Origin of the sequence: Ochrobactrum sp. XJ1, assembly GCF_024701725.1 — a bacterium.
Classification (GTDB): Bacteria; Pseudomonadota; Alphaproteobacteria; order Rhizobiales; family Rhizobiaceae; genus Brucella; species Brucella anthropi.
Map to the genome: position 1 here is coordinate 67,209 of NZ_VDGD01000007.1, position 26,214 is coordinate 93,422.

A 26,214-nucleotide genomic window follows, 5' to 3' on the forward strand; every position below is an offset into this window, starting at 1 on the left:
TTCCATGTCCGCGCAGCTCACCTCATGGTTTCGAGGATTTCGCCGAAGCGCGGCGAACTCTTACTTACAGACTCAACTAGAGCGCCTTGATTTAAAACAATGATCCGTTCGCAAATTCGCGCTTCGCGACTAATATGCGTTGCGATCAGCAATGCGCGCGAACCTGCTCTCGCCTTGAGGCGATCGAGAACATCCTGTGCGGTTGCGTTATCGAGACCTTCGGTCGGTTCATCCAGTAGCCAGAGCGGCGCATCGGTCAGGAAAAGCCGCGCCAGGACCAGACGACGTGCTTGCCCGCCCGAAAGCCCCAACCCGCCCTCACCCAGCATTGCGTCCAGTCCGGCAGGCAATTCATCGATAAACGCGCCAAGGCCCGCAGCCCGCAAAGCGTCAATCAGTTCCTCATCGCTCGTATCGGCACGCGCCAGCCGGAGATTGTCGCGAAGACTATCCTGAAATAGCTCTGTCCGTTGCGTGAGAAGGCGCGCGGGCAAAACCGAAACGCTGCCCTGATCAGCCGGAATTTCTCCGGCAAGGAGATTGAGCAAGGTCGATTTGCCTGCGCCGCTTGTGCCGACGATGGCAATACGCTCGCCCGCTGCAATATCGAGATTGAGGTTTTTGAGGGCATCGTGATCAGCGCCCTCGTGACGAACCGACACGTTTTTCAGATGAACCGCTGCGCCATTCTCAGGTTTTTTGGGTGCAGCCAGTTCAGCGTCATCGTTCAGTTGAGGTGCAACTCGCCTGGCAGCAAGTATCGTGCGCCCAAGTTCCATCGCGCCGCGCCGCAATGCTGAAAACGGCTCCATCGCACCAAGAATGATAAGCATTCCGAGCGCTGCGACGGGCGCACCGATCATTCCTGACTGCATCAGCAAACCAACGGCAACAAGGCCGCCAGCAAGCAATGCGGCATGAACGATCCCGAAACCAGCCCCGGTAGTGATCTCTATGCGATTAAGCTTGCGATCCGAAGCGGCGACATAGCCGTCTGCACGGACCAAAGCCAGCTTCTGATCTTCGAGGCGCCCAGCCATAAGAAGTTCAGTCTGCCCCGCAACGAGATCGACAGTGCGGGCGCGCAGTGCTTCCGTACCTTTTGCACGTTGTCGCATGGATTTTTCGGAACGACGAGCCGCAGCAAGCGGAAGGCCCAAACCGGCAACAAGCAGGACAAGAGCAACCAGCAACCCGAAAAGGGGGCTCATCAGGCCGAGAGCGATGCCAGCCACAAGCGCGGTAGCGAGTGCAGCACCGACAGGCACCACCACGCGCAGATAAAGCGAGTCGAGTGCATCAATGTCTGCCGTCAGGCGGAACAGAAGACGCGCAGGGCGCTTCAATAGCGCGTTTGCAGCGGTCGGGCGCGCCCAGCTACGGAACAGCTTTTCGCGCAGTGCGGCAAGGATCGCAAGCGTTGCATCATGGGTGACGAGCCGCTCCAGATAACGCGAACCGGTACGCAGGATCGCCAGCAGACGAATACCGGCTGCAGGAGCGAACACATCGAACACAACCGCCGTCGCCATGCTCAAGCCCGCAATCGCCGTTGCCGTTATGAACCAGCCTGACAGGCCGAGAAGAGCGATACCGGCAAGGACCGTTACAGTAGCCGTCGCTATACCCGCAAGAAGTGCTGTCCCCTTGGTGCGGAAAAAGAGGCGCAGGATCGGTTGCAACGATTGAAAACCGTTCATTCTGCCGCCCTCCTCTGCCAGACAGGATCGTTATCCACGCTGCCGTCCAGACGGACGATACGGTCCATCCTGCGGGCAAGGGTTTCGTCATGGGTAGCGACGATGAGCGTCTTGCCTTTGGCTAGCCTGAGAAGGCTGTCGGCAATGACCTTCGCGGTTTCCTGGTCAAGATGGGCTGTAGGTTCATCGGCCAGGATAATATCGGCATTGAGATCAACTGCCGCTCGAGACAGCGCCAGCCGCAGGGCTTCGCCGCCGGATATTCCCGCACCGTTCTCGCCGATGAGACTGTTGCCGGTGACACCCAGAACATGACCGAGCGCCATGTCATCAATGATGGCTTTGGTGGTTTCCACATCGGCTTGCCGACCGAGCGTGATGTTCTGACGAGCAGAACCGGCAAAGATATGTGGCTTCTGTCCGATCCAGCTCATCCTTGAGCGAAGCGCCTCTGCCGTATCGTCGGCCAACCCGATTCCACCGATTTCGATTTGGCCAGTTTGAGGAGCCGTCAGCCCGGCAACAAGAGCCAGAACAGTCGATTTCCCATAGCCGCTCGGCGCCAGCAGAGCCACGTGTTCGCCTGCCGCAATATCGAGATTGAATGCCGTGAGAACCTTGCCCCCAGTCCCATAACCAAAGTCGATATTGTGTAGAGTTACGGTAGGAGCATCACCAGTTGCTGCGTGGCTTCCAACCTTGCCGACAATTGGCATCGGATGTTCAGCCAGCTTTTCCAGTGCATCAATTGAAGCTTCGCCCGATGCACGGTCGTGCCAGACCGCTGAAAGATCGCGTAATGGTTCGAAGAATGCAGGCGATAGAAGCAGGACGAAGAGACCCTCGGCCAAAGTCAGCTTATGGCCCCACGCTCCGAAGTTGAGCTGGCCCAGCAGATGGAAGCCGATATAAACCGCGACCATGGCAACGCCGATAGCAGCGAAGAGTTCAAGCACAGCCGAAGACAGAAATGCGATGCGCAGGACAGACATCGTCTTGGAACGCAAGGTTTCGGCGTTCTGGCGCAGCCGGCTCGCCGTCGCGTCCACGGCATGGAATGTGCGAATGGTTGCAAGGCCGCGCAGGCGATCAAGCAGAAAGCCGTTCATTCCGCCAAGGGCAACGAGTTGCTTTTCGCTGGCGGCCTTTGCGCGCCAGCCGATCAATGCCATAAAGATCGGTATCAACGGTGCGGCCACCATCAGGACAAGTGCTGCAGCCCAGGAATACCAGAGTACGACGGCAAGTATTGCGAATGGGGTCAGCATCACGCGGATGCGGACCGGCACGAAGCGCGAAAGATAAGGAACGACCATTTCCGCCTGTTCGGCAAGAATACTTGCCGCCTCACCGGATGACAGGCGCGTCACATCAAGCGGTGAACGTTGCGCAAGCGCTGAAACAGCATTGGTTCGAAGTCGGGAAAGTTCCAGTCGGGCGGCGTCGAAAGCTTTGGTAGCACCTGCACTATCAAGAAGGCTGCGCAGACAGCCGAGAACGAATATGCCCGCCGCGCTGTAATAGATGGAATTATCGAAGCCGGTGTCGGCCAGTCGTCCGATTGCGTATGCGAGAATGCCCGCTTGCGGCAGCCACAAAAGTGCGGCTAACGCCTGAAGATATGCCCCCCGCTTCAGCAAAGACGGAACAGGACGACGCTGCGAGCGGCGCGAACGTTGTTGGTCGCTTGCCGCTTCGCCGTCTTCTGCCGTCAAAGTTTCCGTTCGGGGGACAACGGACGTCACTCTCTCTTAGGCTCCTTTTTGGCCGATGTTCGCCCGCGTCCGAGCGCCACGATCCTGTCCGTGGTTTCAAGGAAGCGGGTCACCTTGGCGCCAAGCGCCAGAAGACTTGTCAAACGGTCGGTATCGAGTCGCTTGACGTCGTCGTACCAGTTGGTCAGCCTTTCGATCAGGCCGTACATGTCCTTCATGCGATCCTGCGCATAAAGATCGCTGTCGCCTTTCGGCTGCTCCATCAGGATTTCACGCAGAACCGAGAGCGTGGGATCGATCTCGCGCTTCTTGCGCTCTTCAGCGAGCGTGCGCAGAATCTGCCACACATCGTCGGGCGTCGTGAAGAAATCGCGGCGATCACCGGGAATGTGCTTCAGCAGCACCAGATTCCAGCCCTGCAATTCACGAATACCCATGGACACATTCGAACGTGACACACCGAGAGCATCGACGATCTGGTCAGCGCAAAGAGGCTCAGGCGACACGTAAAGCAGTGCATAGATCTGCCCCACGGTGCGGTTGATGCCCCAACGGCTGCCCATTTCTCCGAAGTGGAGCACGAACGACTGAACGATTGGCGACAATTCCAAAATTCTCTCTCCCGTAAATTCTGAACTTTCAGAAATTACTGAAATTCAGATAATTCAAATGGCTTGAACCTTCAATCCGTTTGTCCCGGGCGAAAGCCCGAATGGACAATTGGCCGCAGCCCCGGACACTCCTCCAAATGCCCGAAAACACGATAGGCCACCGCTTCCGCTCCGCAGTCGGTGGGCAGTCAAGCCAGAGATTCGGCAAATGGCAGATAATGTTTCCGATCGGCAGGATAGCCGGTCTTGAAGCGAACTCCAAAACAGGTCTCCGGTCAGCCCGGAAGCAACAGCCGCTGCTTCCATGACGGAGCAGCGAATTTCCCCATTTGGTGCGACGGAAAACGCAAGCTTTCCGCCCTCTCCGCACCCTCAAGCATGATACCTACAGACCTATAGCGGGTCGGAAGATGAAGGCAGCTCCTTGCTGTCCTGCGTTCTGTCGCGATGGATCACGGCGCGGCTGAGCAGCATGAGCGTTACCGGCGTTGTGACGACCACAAAGACGGTAATCAGCACTTCATGCAGAATCGGCTTCGATTGCAAGATGGAGAAAAATATGATCGACGCGATCAAGATTCCGCCAGCACCAAACGACGAGCCAAGCGTGGGGGCGTGAACACGCTCGTAAAAGCTTTTGAAGCGGACGAGTCCGATGCATCCGACGAGTGTCAGGAAGGCGCCGGAGACTAGAAAAAACGCAATGATCACAGCGGCCCATACGGGAAGTTCACCTGCATTGATCACTCGATCACCTCCCCGCGCATGAGGAATTTTGAAAGCGCCACGGTGGCAACGAAACCCAGAAGAGCGATAATCAGCGCCGTCTCGAAATAAATGATGCTGCCCGTGCGTATGCCGAACGTAATCAGGAGAAGCAGCGCGTTGAGGTAGAGCGCATCGGCCGCAAGAATGCGATCCTGCGCACGCGGGCCTACAAGCAGCCGATAAACCACACAAGCCAGAGCGCCAAGAAGCATCAGCTGAGCAGCAAGCAGGGACCAGAAAATGATGACTGCACTCATGCGGATTTCTCCTCTTCCATGACGTCCGCCGCTCCGAATATCTTGATGAGCGGCTGCTCATATCTTCCCTTGATCGTGTCCCGCCACGCCTGCGCATCATCCAGATCGAGTACGTGGATGGTCAGTTCGTGCCTTGCAGCATTGTAATCCACCCAGGCCGTGCCCGGCGTCGCTGTGATTATGCAGGCGAGAACGGCAAGAGCGGTCCGGTTTTCCAGATCGAGCTGGATAACGACAAAGCCGGGACGCCGCTTGCGCTTGCGCGACAGAATGATACCTGCCACCGCGATATTGGATTGCAGGATGTCGTAGCTCATGGTGCCGAACAGCAAGAGCATCGTCGGGATCGAACGAATATGGTTCTTCTGCGGTTGCAGGGCCGTCATGATGAGACACGCCACGAGCGCGATGATCGCGCCAAGCAGGAGCTGTGCCCGTGTGAAGCCGTTCAAAAGCAGCCAGAACAGGAGCAACGAGGCGAACAGAAGCGGGTAAGGCAGGATTTTTTTCATTGAGCCCCCTCCGTTTCGGTGCCTGCACGGGGCGCATTGAGGACACTGCTGATATAAGATGCGGGATTGTGCAGCGAACGCGCCGTTTCATCCATATAACGCATCGCCGGGCCGGCAGCGATTGTCAGCGCCAGACAGATTGCCAGAAGCCCCGCAATCGGCACGACTTCCCGGACCAGAACGCGTGGCACGTTGCCTTCGAGCGATGCCCAAAACGTGCGAATGCCGGTACGTGTCATCGCGATCAGCGCTGAAAGACCAGACAGCAGAAGGAGCGCGACCAAAGCCCAGCTTGCCGGACTGACTGGCATTGCGAGCTGCGGTGTCGGACTGTCGCCGTTGAAAACCGCTGCCAGGATCAGGAATTTGGCAATGAATCCAGAGAATGGCGGCAAGCCGATCAGCAATATCGCACAAATGCCGAAAAACGTTCCCAGGACGGCAAGGGTTGCGGGCAGTACTGCGCCGACTTCGTCTTCGTCTTCTTCCTCCTCATCGTCACCATAGGCTTCCATGGTAACGGCGAGAACGTTTGCAGCCGCATCCTGACCGCGTTCGATCAGTTCGATCAGCAGGAAAAAAGCCGCGATGGTAAGCGTGGAACTCACCATATAGAACAGCGCGGCGCCGGTCATGGCGGTGTTACCGCTGCCAATGGCAGCCAGCAACGTGCCGGAAGACACGAGGATACTATAGCTGGCAAGACGTCCCATTGCTTGCGATGCGACCACCCCGATCAGGCCGAAGGCAAGCGTGACCATTCCACCGAAATAGAGCCAGTCATTGCCGAAACCATAGGAAGAACCGGCACCGATGCCGAACATCAGCGGCGACAGGCGCAGAAGGACGTAAATGCCGACCTTGCTCATGATGGCGAAGACCGCCGCCACCGGTGCTGCTGCTGCCGTATATGTTGGCGCAAGCCAGAAATTGAGGGGCCACATGCCTGCCTTGACGAGGAATGCAACGCCCAGAACCGCAGCACCTGCTTCAAGCAGCATACGATCTTCAGATGCGACCTGCGGAATTCTCTGTGCGAGATCAGCCATATTCAATGTGCCGGTCACGCCATAGATCAGGCTGACGCCGATCAAAAACAGAGACGATGCGACGAGATTGACGGCAATATAATGCATGCCGGCCTTTACGCGCGCCGGACCTGACCCATGCAACGCCAGGCCGTAGGATGCCGCCAGCATCACTTCGAAGAACACGAAGAGGTTGAACAGATCACCAGTCAGAAATGCGCCGTTCAGCCCCATCAGCAAAAGCTGGAAGATTGTATGGAAATGCGGGCTGGCCTTGTGCCAGTGCGCGAGTGCGAAGCTGAGTGAAGCCATGCCAAGCAGGCTGGTCAGCACAAGCATAAGGGCCGCGAGACGATCCAGAACCAGCACGATGCCGAACGGTGCAGGCCAGTTGCCAATCAGGTAAACCAGAGCGTCAGGCGCCTTGTCGCTCGCCATGCCAGCAAGCGTGATGGCAATCGCAATCAAACCCAATGTCGAGATGGAGTTGATGGCCATCTTGAGCTTGCGCTTGCGCTCATCGAACAGCAGCAGGATTGCTGCCGTGACGAGCGGCAGAATGATTGGAGCAACGATGAGGTGCGTTTTCCAGTCCAACATCAGTTCTCCTTGCCGTCCACGTGGTCCGTACGCGTCAACCCGCGCGAAGCGAGCAGCACGACAAGGAAAAGTGCGGTCATTGCGAAACCGATGACGATGGCGGTCAGTACAAGCGCCTGTGGCACCGGATCGGTATATTGTGCGGCCTGAACGTCAACACCGCTATCGAGCACCGGGGCAGCATTCGTGCGCAAGCGTCCCATCGAAAAAATGAAGAGATTGACCGCGTAGGAAATCAGCGACAGGCCGATTGCCACCTGGAAGGTACGCGGGCGAAGAATGAGCCAAACGCCGGATGCCATCAACACGCCGATCGCCAGAGCAAGAACGAGTTCCATCAGTTCTCCTCCTTCGTTGCGGCAAGCTTCTCGACACGGTGTTTACGGAGTGATTGGTGTGCGAGTGCAATCAAAACCAGCACGGTAGCGCCAACCACGAGGGTGAAGACGCCAAGATCGAACAGCAGTGCGCTGGCTGTCGGCATTTTTCCGATATGCGGTATTTCCGTATATTGGAAGAATGTGGTGAGGAACGGATAGCCGAAGAACCACGACCCCGCGCCTGTTGCCGCTGCAAACAGCAAACCCAACCCGATCCAGCGCAAGGGCAGAATGCGCAAGCGATCTTCCACCACACGCGCGCCTGACGCCAGATATTGCAGCAAAAATGCAATTGCGAGCGTAATACCGGCCGCAAATCCGCCGCCTGGCAGATCATGACCGCGCAGGAACAGATGCACTGCCAGCACAATGATGACCGGGAACAGCCATTGCATGATGACGGACGGCACGGCCAGATAATCGGCCAGTGTTTCACCTGCCTTGCGGTCAGGCGCTGCCTCGTCATAGGCGTCCTGGATTTTCTGCTGGGCTGTCGATCCGGTTGTGTCAGGGGCAGGACGGAAACGACGCAGGAGCGCAAAAACCGTGAGGCCCACAATACCGAGGACGGCAATTTCGCCAAACGTATCGAAAGCACGGAAGTCGACCAGAATGACGTTCACGACATTCTTGCCACCGCCGCCTGAATAGGCGTTTTCGAGGAAATAATCGCCAATGCTGCTGGGCGAAATACGCGTCATAACAGCATAGGCGATGACAGCGACCCCTGCCCCGCTGCCGATTGCAAGCAGCAAGTCGCGATAACGGCGGATGCGCGGGCCTATCTGTACCGGAAGCGGATCAGGATCCTCCCAACGCTTCGGCAGCCAGCGAAGCCCGAGCAGCAGCAGAACAGTGGTGACAATCTCGACCAGCAACTGGGTCACAGCAAGATCGGGCGCAGACAGCCAGACGAAGGTGATGCAGGTAACGAGCCCCGCCCCTCCGAGGAGGATCAACGCCGCAAGTCTGTGGTACTTGGCCTGATAGGCCGCGCCGATAGCACAGGCACCACCAAGTATCCAAAGTCCGGCAAAAATCGGGTCCACGGGCTGGGCGCCAAGCGAACCTGACTGCAAGCCGGAAACAAAAATCGGCCAGGCAGCTGCAAGGACGGCCACCGCAACCACGATACGGAGCTGCGGCTGCAGACGACGCGTGCTGAGGAAGGATTCTGCCTTACGTGCCCAGTTCCATGACAAGGTCACGAGAACACGTTCGAAAATGCGCTGCCCTTGCAAATGTCGGAATAAGGGGGGGCCGTCTTCACTGGTGGCAAGATAGTTTTTCAGCATCCAGTGCAGAAGAATACCGCCGATCATGGCGACGATACTCATCATCAGCGGCAGGTTGAATCCGTGCCAGACCGAGAGACTATATTCAGGCGTCGCCTTGCCCAGCACCGACAGAACTGCCGAATGCAGGAACGGTCCGATGGAAAGGCCCGGAATGATGCCGATCAACAGGCAAAGCAGCACCAGAAGTTCAATGGGACGACGCATCCAGTGCGGCGGTTCGTGCGGCTCATGCGGCAGGTCATGCGGTGGTGGCCCGAAGAACGTCGAATAAATAAAGCGCACCGAATAGGCGACCGTAAAGATACCGGCAATCGTGGCGACATAGGGCGTGATCGTATCAAGCCACGACGCCATGTGCGTTTCCACCGCCTCAGCGAAGAACATTTCCTTGGAAATAAAGCCGTTGAGCAACGGTACGCCTGCCATTGCCGCACTCGCGACCATGGCAAGCGTTGCTGTATAGGGCATGGGACGCAACAGCCCGCTCAGCTTTCGCATGTCGCGCGTGCCGGTCTCATGATCGATGATGCCCGCAGCCATGAACAGCGATGCCTTGAAAATCGCATGGTTGACCATGTGAAAGATCGCGGCAACCGCAGCAAGTGGGCTGCCAAGAGAAAGCAGAACGGTAATCAGACCAAGGTTACTGATGGTCGAATAGGCAAGCAGCCCTTTGAGGTCCTGCTGGAAAACTGCGAAGAAGCTGGCAATCAGAAGCGTGATCAGCCCTGCCGAACCGACGATCCAGAACCACTCTTCCGTTCCGCTGAGAACCGGCCACAGGCGCGCCAGCAGGAAGACGCCAGCCTTCACCATGGTGGCCGAATGCAGATAGGCCGAAACGGGCGTCGGCGCTGCCATCGCATTGGGAAGCCAGAAGTGGAACGGAAACTGCGCGCTTTTCGTAAAGGCACCGAGCAGGATCAGAATGAGCGCCACGCTATAAAGCGGATGTGTCCGAACGATGTTCCCCGCTGCCAGAACTGTGTCGAGATCGTAGCTTCCGACAATATGGCCGAGGATCAGAACGCCTGCCAGCAGACAGAAACCACCGATACCCGTCACGGTCAGCGCCATGCGCGCGCCGTCGCGGGCACTGGCATTGTGATACCAATAGCCGATCAGCAGGAACGAGAAGATGCTGGTCAGCTCCCAGAACACGGCGAGCAATATCAGATTGCCGGATAGAACTACGCCGAGCATCGATCCCATAAAGGACAGCAGGAACGAGAAGAACCTCGGCACCGGATCTTCGGGCGACATGTAATAACGCGCATAAATGACGACCAGCAGGCCGATACCCGTGATGAGCATCGCGAAAAGCCAGGCGAAGCCATCCATTCGGAAGGTGACATTGAGGCCATAGGCCGGAAGCCATTCCACAGTGCCATGAAGCACCTTGCCATCCGACACGATGGGATAAAGGCTGGCGGTGACAATAAAGGCAACAAGCGCAATCGCTGCCGTAAACCAGGCCGAACCGCTACGATCCGCCCCCCTGAATAAGCCGGTTATGGCGCTGCCAAGAAATGGTAGAAGGACAAGCAGGAAAAGCATTCTGCCGTCCATCGTCATGCGCCACAGGCCTCCTAGCCGAAATCAAGGTTGATCCGAAGCAGGCACCGCTCAAGAAAACAGCAACAGAATCGCTCCGGCAAGTTATAGTGAGGAATCATATATTCCGATGGCCTTATTATGACCGGCCACGGAACATTATGGCAATAGCTTTCAATGGCTTATCGCATAGATTTGAATCATTTTATTGTTCCCTGCGCCGAAAAATCTATAATTTATCAACCGCTGCGAACCGCGACGCCTGACTGTCGGCCATACTGACCTGAAAATCTTTCAGCCGGATGACACAAAACTTGTCATGAATTTTACCGCAGATGCGGCTTCATCCTTCAAGCAAAATCGCCGATAGCCGTTCGGCCTGAACACGAATGTCCGGTACGGCAGTAACCTCCCAGAACGCGCCTTTCGTAACAGGTCCGATACCGAAAAACGGACCGGATGGCTCTCCTCGCTTATTGAGAATCTGCTGATCCCGTGTGACGTCAAAACCGAGATCGAGTGGATCCGGTCGGGCCAAGCCATGTTCCATGAGACCGATCAGTGCCGCATTGCGGGTTGTCGAAAAACGTGGATTGCCGCCACGACAATCAATAACCGTCGATACCTGCAGTTCTTCGACATGCTCACTACGCCGTGGGCGATAACGGACTTCAATCTCCTCGCCTTGGTCGCGCACCGAAACCAGATGGCCTGCCGCGACTTTAAGCTGGCCGCTGTTCACGGCAGCTTCGATACGCTCTGCGACAGCCGGTGCCATGCGATGCCGGTGCACATCCCACCAAGGACGCAGATGACGGAGGAAGCTGCGGCGTTGCGACGTCGGCAGGATCGCCCAGATGTGTTGTGTATGCGGACGCAGACCATCCATCACGCCACGCCAGCCAGAACCGGTTTTTTCCGCTTCCGCCATCATGACACGCACGCGCTGCATAAGCTTGGAAAGGCCTAGCGATACCGGGAGGTCGTCTACCTCGACCGGGAAAGCTTGCGCAGGGGCATGAACCGCAGGAAGAAGCCCACGGCGCGAGATCGCATAGATTTCCGCACGATGCCCGTTGTCGAGTAGCGACAGGACGCTATCGATCATCGACAGACCTGTGCCGAATATCGCCACCGGCGCATCTGTTGGCACATCGAAATAGCCATTGCTCGACCAGTATTCCGTAACGTGATTGCCGGATTTCGCGATGGCAGCTTCGTTGCCCGTGCTCACAATCACCGCATCGGCAGTGAACGTGTCTCCTGTCTCAGTGGTAACGGCTGGTCTGCCGTCCTTCAGCGCGACATCGACGACGCCGGTCTTTTCAACCTTCAAACGTGTATCATCGTCAGAAAGATAAGGTGCCATAAGATGCTTCAGATAGGAGCGGTAGAGTTTGCGTGGTGCAAAACTGTGCGGCTCCCACAAATGGCCGGGAGCGGCAATGTCGCTCAACTGCAACCAGTTCAGGAAATGATTCGGCTGATCGGGATATGCGCTCATATTGCTGGCGCGGACATTGAGAAGATGGCTCGGGTTCTCCGTCGCGTATGCGATGCCTGCCCCTAATTGACCTGAACGCTCGAAAATCCGCACAGTCGAATCTGGTGAGCGCCGAAGCAATTGTGCAGCCAGGATGATGCCGCTTGCGCCCGCTCCGATGATAATGAATGACTTCAAACTATCGTGACCTCGTCCCTTTTCACGACAACGACAAGAAAAGCGCGTCGTCAAACTATCGTTTTTAAATCCCACTGTTTTAGTTAGATTCCAATAAACAATCGCCCTTGTAAACCCCATAAAGCTGGGAAGGCTGCCCTGTTCAGGCGTCTGCAGGCGCGGACAGCGCATGGACGCAACGATCAAAACGTAAACAGTAAGACCCGGCTAACAACGGATCGTTGACAGTGTGTTTCAGAAACACGGGCTGGCTTCGACAGCCAAAATAACAATATTTCCCTCAACATCATTCATGAGGTTGTCTTGAAAATCCCAAGCCAGACAGCCTGTTGGACCGCTGAAACACAGGACAGAATAATGAACAATTCCCTGCTGAATTCCATCAAGAAGCGCCGCACACAGTACGCTCTGGGCAAGTCCCTTCCGCTGTCGAATGAAGACACCGCTGAGCTGATCCGTGAAGCGGTCAAGCACACGCCGTCTTCGTTTAATTCGCAAAGCTCGCGCGCTGTGATCCTGTTTGACGCCGAGAGCGACAGGCTGTGGAACATCGTGAAGGAAACACTTCGCCAGATCGTCCCTGCCGACGCTTTCGCCCAGACCGAAGCCAAAATCGACAGCTTCTCCGCCGGTGCAGGCACGGTTCTGTTCTATGAAGACCAGAACGTCGTTAAGGGTCTTCAGGAAAACTTCCCGCTTTACGCTGACAACTTCCCGGTCTGGTCGGAACAGTCGGGCGGTATGGCGCAACATTCGGTCTGGACCGCGCTCGCCAACGCCGGCATTGGTGCCAGCCTTCAGCACTACAACCCGCTGATCGACCACGAAGTCGCCAAGGCTTGGGACGTTCCGGCTTCGTGGAAGCTCCGCGCACAGATGCCGTTCGGCTCGAACGAACAGCCTTTTGCTGAAAAGGCCTTCATGGACGATGGCGACCGCTTCAAAGTGTTCTTCTAATCGCCTGATTGTACTGTATGAATTGAGCCGGGGGAATTTTCCTCCGGCTTTTGCATTTCCGCGGAAAAATATTTCATCAGACCGTTGTCCCCTCCCCAAAAGCTGGCTGTAATGGAGAAGCTTTGAAGAGAGTCGCGAACAAAGCGACAGGCTCTTGAGGCTTCATCAATGCAGGGCTGCAATTGCGCAACATATGCGGATTGCACAGCCCGGAGGGGAAGTTGCATGACGACCGTAATACTGTCACTCATTCAGAATAACTCGAAGGCAGACCATACAAGACATGGCCTTGCACGAAAGCTGCTGCGCGCATCGATTCCAGCCGCACTGGCATTCACGCTCTTTCTGTCGGCATCACCCAAGGCAGTGGAAGCAGCTACACCGACTGACACGCTCGTCATTGCCATGAGCATAGATGACGTCATTTCGCTCGACCCGGCGGAAATCTTCGAGATCACGACGTCTGAAGTGCTCACCAGCACCTATGAACGCCTCGTCACGACTGACACCAAGGACCCCACGAAGATCATCCCCCAGATTGCTGAAAGCTGGGCCTTTTCCGATGACGGTAAGTCGATCACGTTCAAAATCCGCAAGGGCCTAAAATTCGCCTCCGGCAACCCGCTGACGGCACACGACGCCGCTTATTCGCTGCAGCGCGCGATCAAGCTCGACAAAAGCCCGGCCTTCATTCTCAGCCAGTTCGGTCTCACTCGCGATAATGCCGATCAGAATATTGTTGCCACCGACGACGAAACGCTTGTGTTCACGACCGGCAAGGCGTTTGCGCCAAGCTTTGTCCTGAACTGTCTGACATCCAGCGTTGCGTCGATTGTCGACAGCAAGTTGGTCAAGGAACATGAGCAGAAGGCAGAGAAGACAAAGGATTTTCCTTACGAAACCGATTTCGGTTATGAATGGCTGAAGACCAATTACGCCGGTTCCGGTCCTTTCGCATTGAAGCAATGGCGCGCAAATGAAGTCCTGCTTCTGGAGCGCAACGAAAATTATAGCGATGCAAAACCGGCAATGAAGCGCGTTATCTATCGCCACGTGAAAGAAGGCGTTTCGCAGCGTCTGCTCTTGCAGGCGGGCGACATCGACATTGCACGCAATCTGGAACCTAGCGATATCGAAGAATTGAGCAAGGATCAGAAGTACCATGTCATCAACGCACCGAAGGGGCGCGTCTATTATCTGGTCGCCAACCAGAATGTACCTGAACTCGCAAAGCCCGAAGTTCGGCAGGCACTGAAATACCTGGTCGATTACGATACGATAGAAGCGAAGCTCATCAAGGGTATCGGTCGCACGCACCAGTCCTTCCTGCCACTCGGCATGTTCGGTGCTGTCGGCGACAAGCCATTCACCTACGACGTCGATAAAGCCAAGGAACTTCTCGCCAAAGCTGGCCTCAAGGACGGTTTCAAGGTGACGCTCGATGTACGTAACAGCCAGCCATTCGTCGGCATAGCGGAAAGCATTCAGCAGACGATGGGTAAGGCAGGCGTTCAGGTGGAAATCCTGCAGGGTGACGGCAAGCTGACCACCACCAAGGTTCGCGCACGCAAGCACCAGTTGGCACTGGGTATATGGGGACCGGATTATTGGGATCCGCATACCAATGCGGTGACGTTCACCAATAATCCAAACAATGGCGAAGATGTCTCGATGCGCACCAACGCCTGGCAGGCGCATTGGGAAATTCCGGAACTGACGGCGGAAACAATGGCTGCTGTTGAAGAGCGCGATACAGCCAAACGTGAGACGATGTATCATGATCTTCAAAAGAAGTTTCAGGAAACAAGCCCGTTCGCAATCATCTATCAGCAGATTGAAACGGCTGTGACGGGTCCGAATGTGCACGATTTCAACACGGTGGCCGATGCCAACTATGTTCAGACCGTAACGAAGGACTGATGCGATACGAAAAGGCCGGGCAAAGTGCCCGGCCTTTTTACTCGTCGAAACTGAACGGCGGCAATTTTTCCAACGCGGATTTTAGCGCTTCCGACCAGCTTTCCGATACAGTCTGATAATAAGGATCGGTGACCTCGAACCGTCTGCGAGCGCCAGTTTCAAAACTGTCCGCTTCATAAATCTGCATGTCGAGCGGAAGCCCAACTGAAAGGTTGGCTTTCAGTGTGGAATCGAACGAAACCAGCAGTAGCTTCACCGCTTCCTCGAAACTCATCTGCTCCTGATAAGCGCGCACGAGGATCGGTTTTCCATATTTGTTCTCGCCAATCTGGAAAAAAGGCGTATCGGCCGAGCTCTCGATAAAATTGCCTTCGGGATAGATATAGAAAAGGCGCGATTGCCCGCCCTTGATCTGTCCGCCGAGAATGAACGATGCGCCGAAAGCATCGGCATTCTGTCCACCGGTAGCGGAGTTCTGGATCACTTCCTTGACGGTGTCACCGACAAGACGCGCAACCTGAAACATGGAAGGCGCGTCGAAAACCGAGGGGTGCCTGTCTGCCGGAGCTTTCATCCGTTCTTCCAGAAGACTTGCAACGGCTTGCGTTGTCGCGAGGTTTCCCGCCGAAAGCAGAACAATCACGCGCTCGCCGGGCTCTGACCAGCTTCGCATTTTTGAGAAGACAGAAATATTGTCGAGCCCGGCATTCGTCCGTGTATCGGACATGAACACAAGGCCACGATCGATTTTCATTCCAACACAATAGGTCATAAGCAATATCCGGCAGGCAACTCGCTATCCAGAAAGATCACTGCCCTACATTGATGTGAACCGCAAGGCTTTCCACCGTGCCGCCTAAACGAACGCCGGAAATCGGGGCCGCATCACGATAGTCGAGGCCGGTTGCAATCCGCACGTAACGGTCATTCGGGCAAATATTGTTGGCGGCATCGAACCCCACCCATCCCAGACCATCAATATGGGCTTCAGCCCATGCGTGACTTGCGGTTTGTTCCTCGACACCTTCCATCATCAGATATCCCGATACGTATCGTGCCGGAATGCCGATCAGTCGGGCTGCGGAAAGGAAAACATGCGTGTGATCCTGGCAAACGCCCTTCCCACTTTCCAGAGCGCTTTCAGCATCCGTTGAAACGCTCGTCGTCCCCGGCATATAGGCGACCGCCTTGTGGATGATGTTCATCAGATCGTGCATCAGGGCAAGCCGTTCCTGCCCGGTCGTGAGATCATCTGCCAGCGCCTTGATGCGTTCGCCCGGCGCAGTCAGCGGCGTCTCGCGCTCGAAGAGCCAGAGCGGCGCATAACCATAGACCGGTCCAAGCACTCCGGCCCGGTCTTCCATCTCGACGCTGCCGCTGGCGGTTATGACAATTTCATTGATATTGCGAGAATGCTGGACCAGATCGGTCTTGTTGCCGAAGCCGTCGACATAGGAAACCTCCGGTTCACCGCCTTCGATTTTTAACTCCCAGTGCTTGACCATCTGGCCCGGCACTGTTGGCGGACGCAACCGCAACCTTTGCACCGCATAAGGAACCGGATGCTCATAGCGATAATGCGAAACGTGCCGGATGTTGAGCAGCAAGCGAAGACCTCAATAGAAATTATAGGTTTCAGCAATCTCGTTGCCGAGCCGGTTGTTGCGAGTGATGAATTCGGTCAGAAACTCATGTAAGCCCACATCGAAGATCGCGGATATGTCCTGGTTTTGCAGGCTTGCATAGATTTTGTCCGCTGTCGCGTGGCAGGCAGCACGATTGCCATAATCTTTCGACAGATAATCCAGATGTTCAGCGATACTGCGATAGCAATAATGGAGTGAGCGCGGCATGCGGCCATTCAGGATCAGGTAATCCGCAACCTGCGCCGGACGGTAATCACCATCATAGACCCAGCGATAGGAACGATGCGCAGATACCGATCGCAGGATCGATTCCCATTGATAATTGTCCAGCGTCGTGCCGACATAGGATATCGCAGGCAGCAGGACATAATATTTCACATCGAGAATACGAGCCGTATTATCAGCGCGTTCGATGAAAGTACCAAGGCTTGCAAAGTCGAAGATTTCGTTGCGCAGCATCGTGCCATGGAAAGAGCCACGAATGAGCGCCGTCTCGCGCTTGATCTGGTCGAGAAGCTGCGGAAGGTCACTTTCCTTCAACGGCTTACACAGCGACTTTTTCAGTGACATCCATGCTTCGTTTACGCTTTCCCACGCCTCGCGCGTCAGCGCCGTGCGCACCATGCGGGCATTGGAACGCGCGGTTTCAATGCAGGTCATCACGCTTGATGGATTGTCTGCATCGCGCAGCAGGAAGTCCGCAACATTGGCGGCGTTATAGACGTCGTATTTTGCAGAGAAGCCCTGACTTGCACCCGCTGAAACCGCGACCGAAGACCACTCCTCCGGTGCGTCAGACGTTTTCGTCAGCGCCATGCGAAGCCCCGCATCGACGAGACGTGCCATGTTTTCGGCACGCTCTATGTAGCGGAACATCCAGTAAAGTCCGTTTGCCGTACGGCCAAGAAGCATAAATCATTCCCCTTTTCGCGCCCTGATCTTGTCGTCAGTTGCAGCACGTTAATGCAGTTTCAGTCGTCGAGTACCCACGTATCCTTGGTTCCGCCGCCCTGGCTGGAATTCACGACAAGCGATCCCTCCTTCAAAGCCACGCGGGTGAGCCCGCCGGGTGTGATGCGGATGCGATCCGAAACCAGAACAAATGGGCGCAGATCGACATGGCGTGGCGCCAGCCCGCTCTCGGTAAAGATGGGCGTCGTTGAGAGCGCAAGCGTGGGCTGCGCGATATAGTTGCGCGGCCTTGCCTTCAGTTTCTCTGAAAAAGCATCGCGTTCGGCCTTTGTCGACGCGGGGCCTACCAGCATTCCATAACCACCGGAGCCGTGCACTTCCTTGACGACAAGCTCGGCAAGATTGTCGAGCACATAAGCAAGGCTATCTGGTTCGGAACAACGCCAGGTCGGAACATTTTCGAGAATGGCCTTGCGACCCGTATAGAACTCCACGATCTCCGGCATGTAGGAATAGATCGCCTTGTCGTCGGCGATGCCGGTTCCGGGCGCATTGGCAATCGTGATATTCCCTGCCCGGTAAACATCCATTATGCCTGCAACGCCGAGCGTCGAATCCGGCCTGAATGTCAGCGGGTCGAGAAACGCATCGTCCACACGCCGATAGAGCACGTCGATAGCGCGATAACCTTGTGTGGTACGCATCGCGACACGTCCGTCAACGACGCGCAGATCGCTTCCCTCGACCAGTTCGACGCCCATCTGGTCGGCAAGGAATGCGTGTTCAAAATAGGCTGAATTATAAATGCCGGGCGTCAGCACCGCGACGGTCGGCACATCCTGCGTGCCGGGAGGTGCAACGCTTGCCAGCGACTGGCGCAACAATTGCGGATAATTCTCAACCGGGCGAACCTTGACGTTCTGAAACAGCTCGGGAAAGAGCTGCATCATCGTCTCGCGGTTTTCCAGCATATAGGAAACGCCGGATGGCGTGCGGGCATTGTCCTCCAGCACATAGAACTGGTTCTCGGCGGTGCGCACGATATCCACGCCGATAATATGGGTGTAGACATTGCCCGGAGGACGGAAACCGATCATCTCGGGCAAGAAGGCTTCATTCTTGGAAATCAGGTCTTTCGGAATGCGCCCTGCCCGAACAATCTCCTGACGGTGATAAATGTCATCGAGGAAGGCGTTAAGCGCCATCACACGCTGTTCGATGCCCTGCGACAGACGCCGCCATTCCTGACCTGAAATGATACGCGGGATGATATCAAAGGGAATGAGGCGCTCACCCGCTTCCTGATCGCCGTAGACAGCAAAGGTGATGCCCGTCTTGCGGAAAACGCTTTCGGCGTCATCGCTTTTCTGCAGAAGTTTGTGCGGGTCCTGCTGGTCGAGCCACTGCTTGAGAAATTCATATGGTTGGCGGACATTCCCGCCATGGTTGAGCATCTCGTCAAATGGCTTCACTTAATTCCCCTTCTTTTTCCCTATTATTCAGTCCTGACTCAGGGAAAAGCAAGCATGGAAATTATGCAAAAGCGCAAAGCTGGGTTGCGCAATTTCGTCACGACATGAGCCCCGAGGTGCGATCTACTACGCCCGCAAACATAGCTCTGGCGAAAACTCAGCCCGGTCGATGGGCTTTCACGACTGCCGGATCGGTGTCGATACGCCCAGCTTCGATGAGGTCGAGACAATAAGGCACTGCCGGAAAAATCGCCTGCAAGGTCATGGCAATTGAAGCTGGTTTACCGGGAAGATTGAGGATGAAGCTCTTGCCGCGACTGCCTGCCGTTTGGCGGGATAGAATGGCGGTCGGGGTTTGTTCCAGGCTGACGCGGCGCATCAGCTCGCCGAAACCGGGCAGCTCCTTATGCAGAACGGCCTGCATGGCTTCCGGTGTTTCATCGCGCGGGCTTGGTCCCGTGCCACCCGTGGTCAGGATAAGATCGCAGGCCTCGTTGTCACAAAGATCGATAAGCGTGTCGCGTACCGATTCCATGCCATCGGGAATGACACGGCGGATTGTTTCATAAGGCGTGACGACAGCGCTTTTCAGCCATGCTTCCATGGCAGGGCCACTCAGGTCTTCGTACTCCCCGCGACTTGCGCGGTCGGAAACAGTCACGAAACCGATCTTTACCATCACACCCTCACAGTAAGTTTTTGGCTCTCAGCAGACTTCTGGCGATCTTATAGGCGCTCGCCGGTTTGATGTGAAGGTTTGCATACTCCCAAATGAAAACGCCGCCCAAAGGCGGCGCTTTGCTTATGATGTCACTTGAAAATTACGGCGTAACGTCGAAGCCGAACCACTTTTCCGACAGACGCTTGATCGTGCCGTCAGCCTTTGCTGCTTCAATGGCAACGTCGAACATCTTCTTCAGTTCGGTATCGTCCTTGCGCAGACCGACAGCAACGCCACGGCCCAGAATGCCGCCCTTGAAGAACGGACCGGTCATGACGATGTCTTCGTTGCCCGGCTTCTTGGCAGCGTCCGTGAGGTAAGCAAGCGAAGCTACGATCAGGTCTACACGGCCAGACTTCAGGTCGAGGTCGTGCTGTTCCGTCGTCTTGTATTCACGGATGTCGATGCCATCCTTGAAATACTTGTCGAGCAGCGACAGGCCGAGCGAAGCGGTCTGGACGCCGACGGTGCGGCCCTTGATTTCAGCCGATACTTCGTCGATTGCCTTCTGGGCAGCCGCTTCATCCTTGGCGAGATAAAGGGTTTCGCCGGTATGCGGCAGCTTGGCGTAAGGGCTGTCCTTCAGCGTCGCAAAGGTCTGCGGCGTCAGGCCATAGGAAATCGAGAAGCTGATGGTTTCCTCGCGCTTCGGCGTAGCAGTAAGGCCAGCCATGATCGCATCAAACTTGCCGGCATTGAGCGCCGGAATGATGCTGTCGAAAGGCTGCGCAACCATCGTGCACTCAACCTTCATGCGGGCGCAGAGGTCCTTGTAGAGATCGACTTCATAGCCATCCAGCGAGCCATCGGGCTTGGTGAAGTTGTAAGGACGGAAAGCACCTTCCGTGGCGATGGTGATCTTTGTCCACTTCTTTTCCTCGGCATGGGCCGAGACGCTCGTCAGAGCGAGAGCGGAAATGAACACGGCTTTGAAAAGTCCGGTGGTCTTCATTGCAGATATCCTGTTGCGGTTATTTCTGTCCGGCTTACGCCGGAACACAGAATTTCGGTAATTAGGCAGCGTTTTCGTGGCTGATAAACTTGCGGAAACGTTCCGACTTCGAGTTGCCGAACACGTCTTCCGGCGCACCGTCTTCTTCCACCAGACCCTGATGGAAAAATACGACGCGGTTGGAGACGTCGCGCGCGAAGCCCATTTCGTGGGTCACGACCAGCATGGTGCGGCCTTCTTCGGCAAGGCCGCGCATGACGCGCAACACTTCACCGACCAGTTCCGGATCGAGTGCTGAAGTCGGCTCGTCAAAGAGCATGACCTTCGGCTTCATCGCCAGTCCGCGGGCGATTGCGGCGCGCTGCTGCTGTCCGCCCGAAAGATGGGCCGGGTAGAAATCGCGCTTGTCAGCAATGCCGACCTTTGCCAGCAAAGCTTCTGCTTCCGCCACGCATTCCGCGCGCGGGCGTCCCTGCACATAGATCGGCGCTTCGATGATGTTTTCCAGAATGGTCTTGTGCGACCACAGATTGAAGCTCTGGAACACCATGCCCAGTTCCGAACGAATGCGCGAAACCTGTTTCTTGTCGGTCGGGTAGGCTTCACCCTTCGAATTCTTCGCCATACGGATGGTTTCGCCCGAAACCGTCACAGTGCCCGACGTCGGTGTTTCCAGAAGATTGATGCAGCGCAGGAAAGTCGACTTGCCGGAACCCGACGAACCGAGGATCGAAATGACCTCGCCTTCACGTGCTTCAAGCGAAATGCCTTTCAGCACTTCATTCGTACCGAAGCTCTTGCGCAGGTTTTCGACTTTCAGCGCCACCGGTGCATTGGGGGAAACGATTTTGCTCACGATGTTTGTCCTTCGGAGGAAAGCTTGACGACCGGCTGGCGCAGATAAGGGGTCAGCTTATATTCTGCGAACATCAGCGCACGTGTCAGAACGAAGTTGATGGCAAGGTAGATCGCACCGGCGATCACGAAGATTTCTATGGCTCGATAGCTCTCGGCGATCAGCTTTGCTGCGATACCAGTCACTTCCATGAGTGTGATGATCGACGCAAGCGAGGTTGCCTTGATCATCGATATCATCTCGTTGCCGTAACCCGGCAATGCCTGACGGATCGCAAGTGGCATGACGATGCGACGGAAGCAGGTGAAGGACGACATGCCACAGGCTTTTGCAGCTTCGATCTGGCCATGCGGCACCGACAGCAGGCCACCACGGATGATTTCGCTCGCATAGGCGGCGTTGTTCAAAGTCAGCGCAATGATCGCACACCAGTAAGGCTCGCGCAAAACCGGCCACAGGAACGAGTAACGGATGGCCGGAAACTGGCTGAGACCGTAATAGATGATGAATATCTGCACCAGAAGCGGTGTTCCGCGGAACACGAACACATAAAGGCGGGCAATCCAGTCCAGCACCTTGATGCCCGACAGGCGCATCAAGGCGAAAAGCAAGGCAAGTATGGCGCCAAACACGATGGAAGTTGCCGCAAGCTTCAGGGTCAGCGGCACGCCGCCCAGCATCTGGAAGAATGCGTCGGAATAAAATTCAAGGTTCATTTTGCCCTCCGGACGCCACGCGAGAAGTGACGCTCGGCAAACTGCAGAAGCCCGCCGGAAACAGACGAAATCAGCAGGTAGAGCGCACCGGCAATGAGGAAGAAGTTGAAGGGTAGTCCGGTCGAGCCAGCGCCGATCTGTGCCTGACGCAGAAGCTCAACCACACCCGCAACGGACACCAGAGCGGATTCCTTGAGTGAAACCTGCCAGACATTGCCAAGACCCGGCAATGCATGTCGCAGCGCGAGCGGCGCGATGATACGGCGGAATTTCAGCATCTGGCCCATGCCGCAAGCAGTAGCGGCTTCTAGTTCACCTTTGGAAACGGCCCGGAATGCACCACGGAACACTTCGGTGTGGTGCGCGCCACAGGAAATGGCAATTGCCAGCACACCCGCAAGAAAGCCCGGAAAGCCAATGAAGCCTTCCGCACCGAAATATTTGCCAAGTGCGGTGACTGCCGCACTGCCACCAAAGTAAAACAGATAGATGACGAGGAGATCCGGAATACCGCGAATGATCGTGGTGTAGCCATCGGCGACAGCGCGAAGCGTGCGCCCGCCGGAAATCTTCGCCCAGGCAGCAAAAACGCCGATGGCAGCGCCAAGAAGGAAGCCCAGGACGGCGAGCGCCACGCTCACCAGTGCACCCATCATCAGCACGTAGCCCCAGCCGTCGGGCCCGAAGCTCAAAATATCGAGAAAGCCCATCTGCTTCATGATGCGTCAGGCCCTGTTGGAATTGGGGGATTGAATGTCATTTCTATTTTCAGATTCTGTCTGCCCGCCCGCGTCATTTCGCGGTTTCGGGCAGAGCGGGTTGAACGCTATCTGGAATCGGATTGACGAATACGGTTCCGTCGAGCCGTTTTTCGTGATCCTGCTTTGCTTTCTTGATCTGCTCCGGATTACGGAACAATTCGATGGCCGTGCTGCCCATGATCTTTGCAGCATGGGCCATGCCTTTATGCGCCGCGGGCAGCTTGCCCTGCGCCACCATTTGCCACGAATGAAGCGGCGTGCCGATAGCACAGGTCGCACCACGCATCTGCACGGTGGGCACGACCCAGCTCACGCTGCCGACATCGGTAGAGCCGACGAGAGTGTTGTCGCCCTTATAGGGCGTATAGATATCTTCACAAAGCGCGAGGCCATCCTTGGGCTCCACGCCGAAGCGGCGGAAAGCATCTGAAATGTCTTCCCTGGACAGTGTCTTCTGGAAACGGCTTGCGGTTTCGCGGTCCTGCTCATCGAAGTCCGGAGGTCCGAGCCGCTCAAGCTGAAGCTGCATCATCTGTTCCAGCGGCGTGTTGCCGATCAGATCGGCATCGCCGCTGACGATTTCACTGCGGACCGTCGTTTCGGTCATCAGCGCCGCGCCGTCGGCAATCTTCTTGACGCGTTCCAGAAGGGTCTGCATTTCCGGCAGGCTGCGGGCGCGAACGAGATAACGCACCGTTGCCTTGGCCTGCACGACATTCGGCGCAAAACCACCCGTATCGGTCACAGCGTAATGAATGCGCGCCGTAGACGGCATATGCTCACGCATATAGTTCACGCCCACATTCATCAATTCAACTGCGTCCAGCGCACTGCGCCCCAGATGCGGGGCTGACGAAGCATGGGCTGCGCGACCGCTGAAGTGAAAATTGATTTCGTTACAGGCAAGCGAAACCGGATCGTTTACACCAGCAAAAGGCGCCGGGTGCCAGCAAAACGCGATATCCACATCGTCAAAAAGCCCTTCGCGGACCATGAACCCCTTGGCCGAACCGCCCTCTTCCGCCGGGCAACCGTAATAGCGCACGCGGCCCTTGATGCCCTGTGCGGCAAGATAATCCTTCACTGCCGCAGCAGCGAGCAACGACCCTGAGCCCAACAGGTTATGACCGCAGCCATGTCCATGGCCGCCGGCCTCGACTGGCCGCTCTTCAACCAGTCCAGATATCTGGCTGAGGCCCGGTAATGCATCAAACTCACCAAGGATGGCGATGACCGGTCCTTCGTCGCCAGCTTCGCCCATCACCGCAGTCGGCAGGCCCGCAATACCACGCTCGACGCGAAACCCTTCGGCTTCCAGCATCGCCGCATGGGCATCGCTCGATTTGTACTCTTCGTAGTTTGTTTCAGGATTATCCCAAACCGTATCGCTCAGTTCGAAATATGCGGCGCTCTTGGCGTCGACGATATCCCAGATATCGTGATGGTTTTTCAACTCGGCTCCATCGATCATTTCACCGACGCCATACAAGATGGCGGCGGGCATCAGGACGTTCCGGCAATGCAATTGCCGAACCTTCCTCAGACTGCAATTTTTGATGATGCTGATAGAACTCAGGCCCCGCTCTCGCAAGGGCAGATCGGAGAGTTGATGCGAAATTGCTCATTTTCAGGCAGTTTTCTGCCCTCAACAAGCTGTTTCGGTTCAATTCGTCCGATTGAAGTTAGCTGTTAGCCTCCCACACGCCTCAATATTCCTCGCACCTGTACTCAGCAGTACCCGAGACAAATGGCGGGGAGTAGCCATGATATTGGTCAAAATTATTGTAAGTTTTTGCAATATGAGAGGTTCCTCCTGACAAATTGCCAACAAGTTCGTTGAAGCACTGCGATCGCCACTTCTGCTCCCCCTTGAGTGCCTATCGATGAAACGATAGTTCATCGTACAAATGAAATTTCGAAGGCGGCGGTCATGGTACACGAAAAGAAGCATGCGGATTTCATCATACGTCCACTGCAGCGCAGCGAAGTGACTGACATCTGGCAAATCGATCGCAGCGAGATCATCGAGGAAATGTATCGCCTCGAAGGAGAGCAACTCCTGCTGGAGCCGCAATTCTACGATGTGCAGGGCTGGCCGGAGGGCGAAGCGGAAATCTACACACATATCCTGCTCGACTGTCACGACCATGGCGGCGTATTTCTTGGCGCCTATCTCGATGGCACCCTGGTGGCCGTCGCAGTTACGGATGTACGCCCTGTCGGCGCCTATCCCGAATTGTACCAGCTCGGCTTCATGCATGTGGGGAAGACAGTCCGGGGATTGGGACTTGCTGGTGAACTTTATCGTCGCAGCGTGGCCATTGCGAAGGAGGCCGGAGCAGAAGGTTTCTATATTTCTGCGACACCCACACGGCGGACCATCGATTTTTATGTGAAGCAAGGTGCAAAAGTCACCACGACGCCTGATCCATTGCTCTTCAAGCGCGAGCCGGAAGATATTCATCTCATCCATCGTTTCAACGCCCAAGCTTCTTGACGCGGAACAGAAACCACTATCATCGTCACTCATGCGAATTCTGCTCGTCGAAGACAATCTCACCCTCGCAAACTGGCTGGCAAAAAGCCTGCAGCAGTCGAACTACAGCGTCGACACTGTGCACGACGCGGCGGATGCGGAACAGGCGCTCGCCTTCACGGAGTATGATCTCGTGGTTCTCGACCTCGGATTGCCGGACAAAACCGGGCTCGACGTGCTGGAGCACATCCGCGGCAGAGGCAATGAGGTGCCCGTCATCATCCTGACGGCCAATGCAAGTCTTGACGGACGTATCCGCGGATTGGATGCCGGTGCTGACGATTATCTGGCAAAGCCGTTCGAACTCAGCGAACTTGAAGCGCGCATCCGTGCGCATCTTCGCCGGTCCAGTCAGCGGACAGCGCCTGTTGTGACCTGCGGCCTTTTGCGTTTCGACACCAACACCCGGCTGTTTTCACTCGGAGACGATCCACTGTCACTTGCACCCAAAGAACATGCAGTTCTGGAACAGCTTCTGCGGCGCATCGGAACCACCGTCAGCAAGACAACACTTGTTCAAGGTATTTACGATTTCGACAGCGAGACTGATGAGAACGCCATCGAGATTTACATTCATCGTCTGCGCAAGAAGCTGGAGGGCAGCAAAGCCGAGATCGTAACCTTGCGCGGCCTGGGCTATCTGCTGCGTGAGGCGAGTTGA

At 56.0% G+C, this 26,214-nt stretch carries 24 protein-coding genes; 4 read left to right on the forward strand and 20 right to left on the reverse strand.

The annotated features are described in order from the left end of the window. Positions 1–17: 17 nt before the first annotated feature. The 10 genes from cydC to FG152_RS13955 form a co-directional block, all read right to left on the reverse strand. On the reverse strand, positions 18–1,700 hold the full coding sequence (cydC, locus tag FG152_RS13910; protein WP_151576593.1) for a thiol reductant ABC exporter subunit CydC: 1,683 nt from the start codon (positions 1,698–1,700) through the stop codon (positions 18–20). Beyond that, positions 1,697–3,445, reverse strand: coding sequence for a thiol reductant ABC exporter subunit CydD (gene cydD / locus FG152_RS13915; RefSeq protein WP_029375947.1), 1,749 nt, complete (start codon positions 3,443–3,445; stop codon positions 1,697–1,699). Before cydD ends, cydC begins: the two co-directional genes overlap by 4 nt. Continuing rightward, entirely contained in the window at positions 3,442–4,026 is a 585-nt protein-coding gene (locus FG152_RS13920) for a GbsR/MarR family transcriptional regulator (RefSeq protein WP_012092941.1), read from the reverse strand. The genes cydD and FG152_RS13920 overlap by 4 nt, the downstream gene beginning before the upstream one ends. Positions 4,027–4,419: 393 nt before the next feature. Then, positions 4,420–4,773 carry a monovalent cation/H(+) antiporter subunit G gene (gene mnhG / locus FG152_RS13925; protein ID WP_010658734.1) on the reverse strand — a complete coding sequence of 118 codons (354 nt, stop codon included), beginning with the start codon at positions 4,771–4,773 and terminating at the stop codon, positions 4,420–4,422. Further along, complete coding sequence (locus FG152_RS13930; RefSeq protein ID WP_010658733.1) at positions 4,770–5,051, reverse strand: K+/H+ antiporter subunit F; 282 nt, start codon at positions 5,049–5,051, stop codon at positions 4,770–4,772. Before FG152_RS13930 ends, mnhG begins: the two co-directional genes overlap by 4 nt. After that, the gene (locus FG152_RS13935; RefSeq protein WP_010658732.1) at positions 5,048–5,563 is read right to left on the reverse strand and encodes a Na+/H+ antiporter subunit E; all 516 of its coding nucleotides are present in this window, start codon (positions 5,561–5,563) and stop codon (positions 5,048–5,050) included. Before FG152_RS13935 ends, FG152_RS13930 begins: the two co-directional genes overlap by 4 nt. Further along, positions 5,560–7,188, reverse strand: coding sequence for a monovalent cation/H+ antiporter subunit D (locus FG152_RS13940; RefSeq protein ID WP_010658731.1), 1,629 nt, complete (start codon positions 7,186–7,188; stop codon positions 5,560–5,562). The genes FG152_RS13935 and FG152_RS13940 overlap by 4 nt, the downstream gene beginning before the upstream one ends. A 2-nt stretch (positions 7,189–7,190) precedes the next feature. Beyond that, complete coding sequence (locus FG152_RS13945; RefSeq protein WP_010658730.1) at positions 7,191–7,529, reverse strand: Na+/H+ antiporter subunit C; 339 nt, start codon at positions 7,527–7,529, stop codon at positions 7,191–7,193. Next, entirely contained in the window at positions 7,529–10,444 is a 2,916-nt protein-coding gene (locus FG152_RS13950) for a monovalent cation/H+ antiporter subunit A (protein ID WP_010658729.1), read from the reverse strand. The genes FG152_RS13945 and FG152_RS13950 overlap by 1 nt, the downstream gene beginning before the upstream one ends. 322 nt (positions 10,445–10,766) lie before the next feature. Then, positions 10,767–12,104: an FAD/NAD(P)-binding protein gene (locus FG152_RS13955; RefSeq protein WP_010658728.1), complete on the reverse strand. Its 1,338-nt coding sequence runs from the start codon at positions 12,102–12,104 to the stop codon at positions 10,767–10,769. A gap of 357 nt (positions 12,105–12,461) precedes the next feature. On the opposite strand from FG152_RS13955, the gene FG152_RS13960 reads away from it, so the two are divergent. Together FG152_RS13960 and FG152_RS13965 are read left to right on the forward strand one after the other, a co-directional pair. After that, on the forward strand, positions 12,462–13,061 hold the full coding sequence (locus tag FG152_RS13960; protein ID WP_010658727.1) for a nitroreductase family protein: 600 nt from the start codon (positions 12,462–12,464) through the stop codon (positions 13,059–13,061). A 225-nt stretch (positions 13,062–13,286) separates the two neighbouring features. Beyond that, positions 13,287–14,981 (forward strand): ABC transporter substrate-binding protein, encoded by a 1,695-nt coding sequence (locus FG152_RS13965; RefSeq protein WP_010658726.1) that lies wholly within the window; start codon positions 13,287–13,289, stop codon positions 14,979–14,981. Positions 14,982–15,018: 37 nt separating this feature from the next. Here FG152_RS13965 and FG152_RS13970 read toward each other — a convergent pair whose 3' ends face one another. The 10 genes from FG152_RS13970 to FG152_RS14015 all read right to left on the reverse strand — a co-directional run bounded on the left by FG152_RS13970 (position 15,019) and on the right by FG152_RS14015 (position 24,521). Continuing rightward, positions 15,019–15,753 (reverse strand): proteasome-type protease, encoded by a 735-nt coding sequence (locus FG152_RS13970; protein ID WP_010658725.1) that lies wholly within the window; start codon positions 15,751–15,753, stop codon positions 15,019–15,021. 37 nt (positions 15,754–15,790) lie between these two features. Then, positions 15,791–16,588: a transglutaminase family protein gene (locus FG152_RS13975; RefSeq protein WP_010658724.1), complete on the reverse strand. Its 798-nt coding sequence runs from the start codon at positions 16,586–16,588 to the stop codon at positions 15,791–15,793. A 9-nt stretch (positions 16,589–16,597) separates the two neighbouring features. Further along, positions 16,598–17,539: an alpha-E domain-containing protein gene (locus FG152_RS13980; RefSeq protein WP_010658723.1), complete on the reverse strand. Its 942-nt coding sequence runs from the start codon at positions 17,537–17,539 to the stop codon at positions 16,598–16,600. A 59-nt stretch (positions 17,540–17,598) separates the two neighbouring features. Further along, positions 17,599–19,011: a circularly permuted type 2 ATP-grasp protein gene (locus FG152_RS13985; RefSeq protein ID WP_010658722.1), complete on the reverse strand. Its 1,413-nt coding sequence runs from the start codon at positions 19,009–19,011 to the stop codon at positions 17,599–17,601. Between the two features lie 157 nt (positions 19,012–19,168). Further along, positions 19,169–19,690: a molybdopterin adenylyltransferase gene (mog, locus tag FG152_RS13990; protein WP_010658721.1), complete on the reverse strand. Its 522-nt coding sequence runs from the start codon at positions 19,688–19,690 to the stop codon at positions 19,169–19,171. Positions 19,691–19,832: 142 nt separating this feature from the next. After that, the gene (locus FG152_RS13995; protein WP_010658720.1) at positions 19,833–20,684 is read right to left on the reverse strand and encodes a transporter substrate-binding domain-containing protein; all 852 of its coding nucleotides are present in this window, start codon (positions 20,682–20,684) and stop codon (positions 19,833–19,835) included. 61 nt (positions 20,685–20,745) lie between these two features. Next, the gene (locus FG152_RS14000) at positions 20,746–21,540 is read right to left on the reverse strand and encodes an ABC transporter ATP-binding protein (protein ID WP_010658719.1); all 795 of its coding nucleotides are present in this window, start codon (positions 21,538–21,540) and stop codon (positions 20,746–20,748) included. After that, complete coding sequence (locus FG152_RS14005; protein WP_010658718.1) at positions 21,537–22,256, reverse strand: ABC transporter permease; 720 nt, start codon at positions 22,254–22,256, stop codon at positions 21,537–21,539. The genes FG152_RS14000 and FG152_RS14005 overlap by 4 nt, the downstream gene beginning before the upstream one ends. Further along, complete coding sequence (locus tag FG152_RS14010; RefSeq protein ID WP_010658717.1) at positions 22,253–22,975, reverse strand: ABC transporter permease; 723 nt, start codon at positions 22,973–22,975, stop codon at positions 22,253–22,255. Before FG152_RS14010 ends, FG152_RS14005 begins: the two co-directional genes overlap by 4 nt. 73 nt (positions 22,976–23,048) lie before the next feature. Further along, positions 23,049–24,521, reverse strand: coding sequence for a M20 family metallopeptidase (locus tag FG152_RS14015; RefSeq protein WP_010658716.1), 1,473 nt, complete (start codon positions 24,519–24,521; stop codon positions 23,049–23,051). 426 nt (positions 24,522–24,947) lie between these two features. Here FG152_RS14015 and FG152_RS14020 point away from each other — a divergent pair, with 426 nt between their 5' ends. Beyond that, complete coding sequence (locus tag FG152_RS14020) at positions 24,948–25,514, forward strand: GNAT family N-acetyltransferase (protein ID WP_010658715.1); 567 nt, start codon at positions 24,948–24,950, stop codon at positions 25,512–25,514. A gap of 31 nt (positions 25,515–25,545) precedes the next feature. Beyond that, entirely contained in the window at positions 25,546–26,214 is a 669-nt protein-coding gene (locus FG152_RS14025) for a response regulator (protein WP_010658714.1), read from the forward strand.

Coding starts and splice junctions, on each gene's coding strand:
- cydC (WP_151576593.1), bottom strand. CDS start 1,700: ATGAACGGTTTTCAATCGTTGCAACCGATCCTGCGCCTCTTTTTCCGC.
- FG152_RS13930 (WP_010658733.1), bottom strand. CDS start 5,051: ATGAGTGCAGTCATCATTTTCTGGTCCCTGCTTGCTGCTCAGCTGATG.
- FG152_RS13935 (WP_010658732.1), bottom strand. CDS start 5,563: ATGAAAAAAATCCTGCCTTACCCGCTTCTGTTCGCCTCGTTGCTCCTG.
- FG152_RS13945 (WP_010658730.1), bottom strand. CDS start 7,529: ATGGAACTCGTTCTTGCTCTGGCGATCGGCGTGTTGATGGCATCCGGC.
- FG152_RS13950 (WP_010658729.1), bottom strand. CDS start 10,444: ATGACGATGGACGGCAGAATGCTTTTCCTGCTTGTCCTTCTACCATTT.
- FG152_RS13960 (WP_010658727.1), top strand. CDS start 12,462: ATGAACAATTCCCTGCTGAATTCCATCAAGAAGCGCCGCACACAGTAC.
- FG152_RS13965 (WP_010658726.1), top strand. CDS start 13,287: ATGACGACCGTAATACTGTCACTCATTCAGAATAACTCGAAGGCAGAC.
- FG152_RS13970 (WP_010658725.1), bottom strand. CDS start 15,753: ATGACCTATTGTGTTGGAATGAAAATCGATCGTGGCCTTGTGTTCATG.
- FG152_RS13980 (WP_010658723.1), bottom strand. CDS start 17,539: ATGCTTCTTGGCCGTACGGCAAACGGACTTTACTGGATGTTCCGCTAC.
- mog (WP_010658721.1), bottom strand. CDS start 19,690: ATGGTAAAGATCGGTTTCGTGACTGTTTCCGACCGCGCAAGTCGCGGG.
- FG152_RS13995 (WP_010658720.1), bottom strand. CDS start 20,684: ATGAAGACCACCGGACTTTTCAAAGCCGTGTTCATTTCCGCTCTCGCT.
- FG152_RS14005 (WP_010658718.1), bottom strand. CDS start 22,256: ATGAACCTTGAATTTTATTCCGACGCATTCTTCCAGATGCTGGGCGGC.
- FG152_RS14010 (WP_010658717.1), bottom strand. CDS start 22,975: ATGAAGCAGATGGGCTTTCTCGATATTTTGAGCTTCGGGCCCGACGGC.
- FG152_RS14015 (WP_010658716.1), bottom strand. CDS start 24,521: ATGCCCGCCGCCATCTTGTATGGCGTCGGTGAAATGATCGATGGAGCC.
- FG152_RS14020 (WP_010658715.1), top strand. CDS start 24,948: ATGGTACACGAAAAGAAGCATGCGGATTTCATCATACGTCCACTGCAG.
- FG152_RS14025 (WP_010658714.1), top strand. CDS start 25,546: ATGCGAATTCTGCTCGTCGAAGACAATCTCACCCTCGCAAACTGGCTG.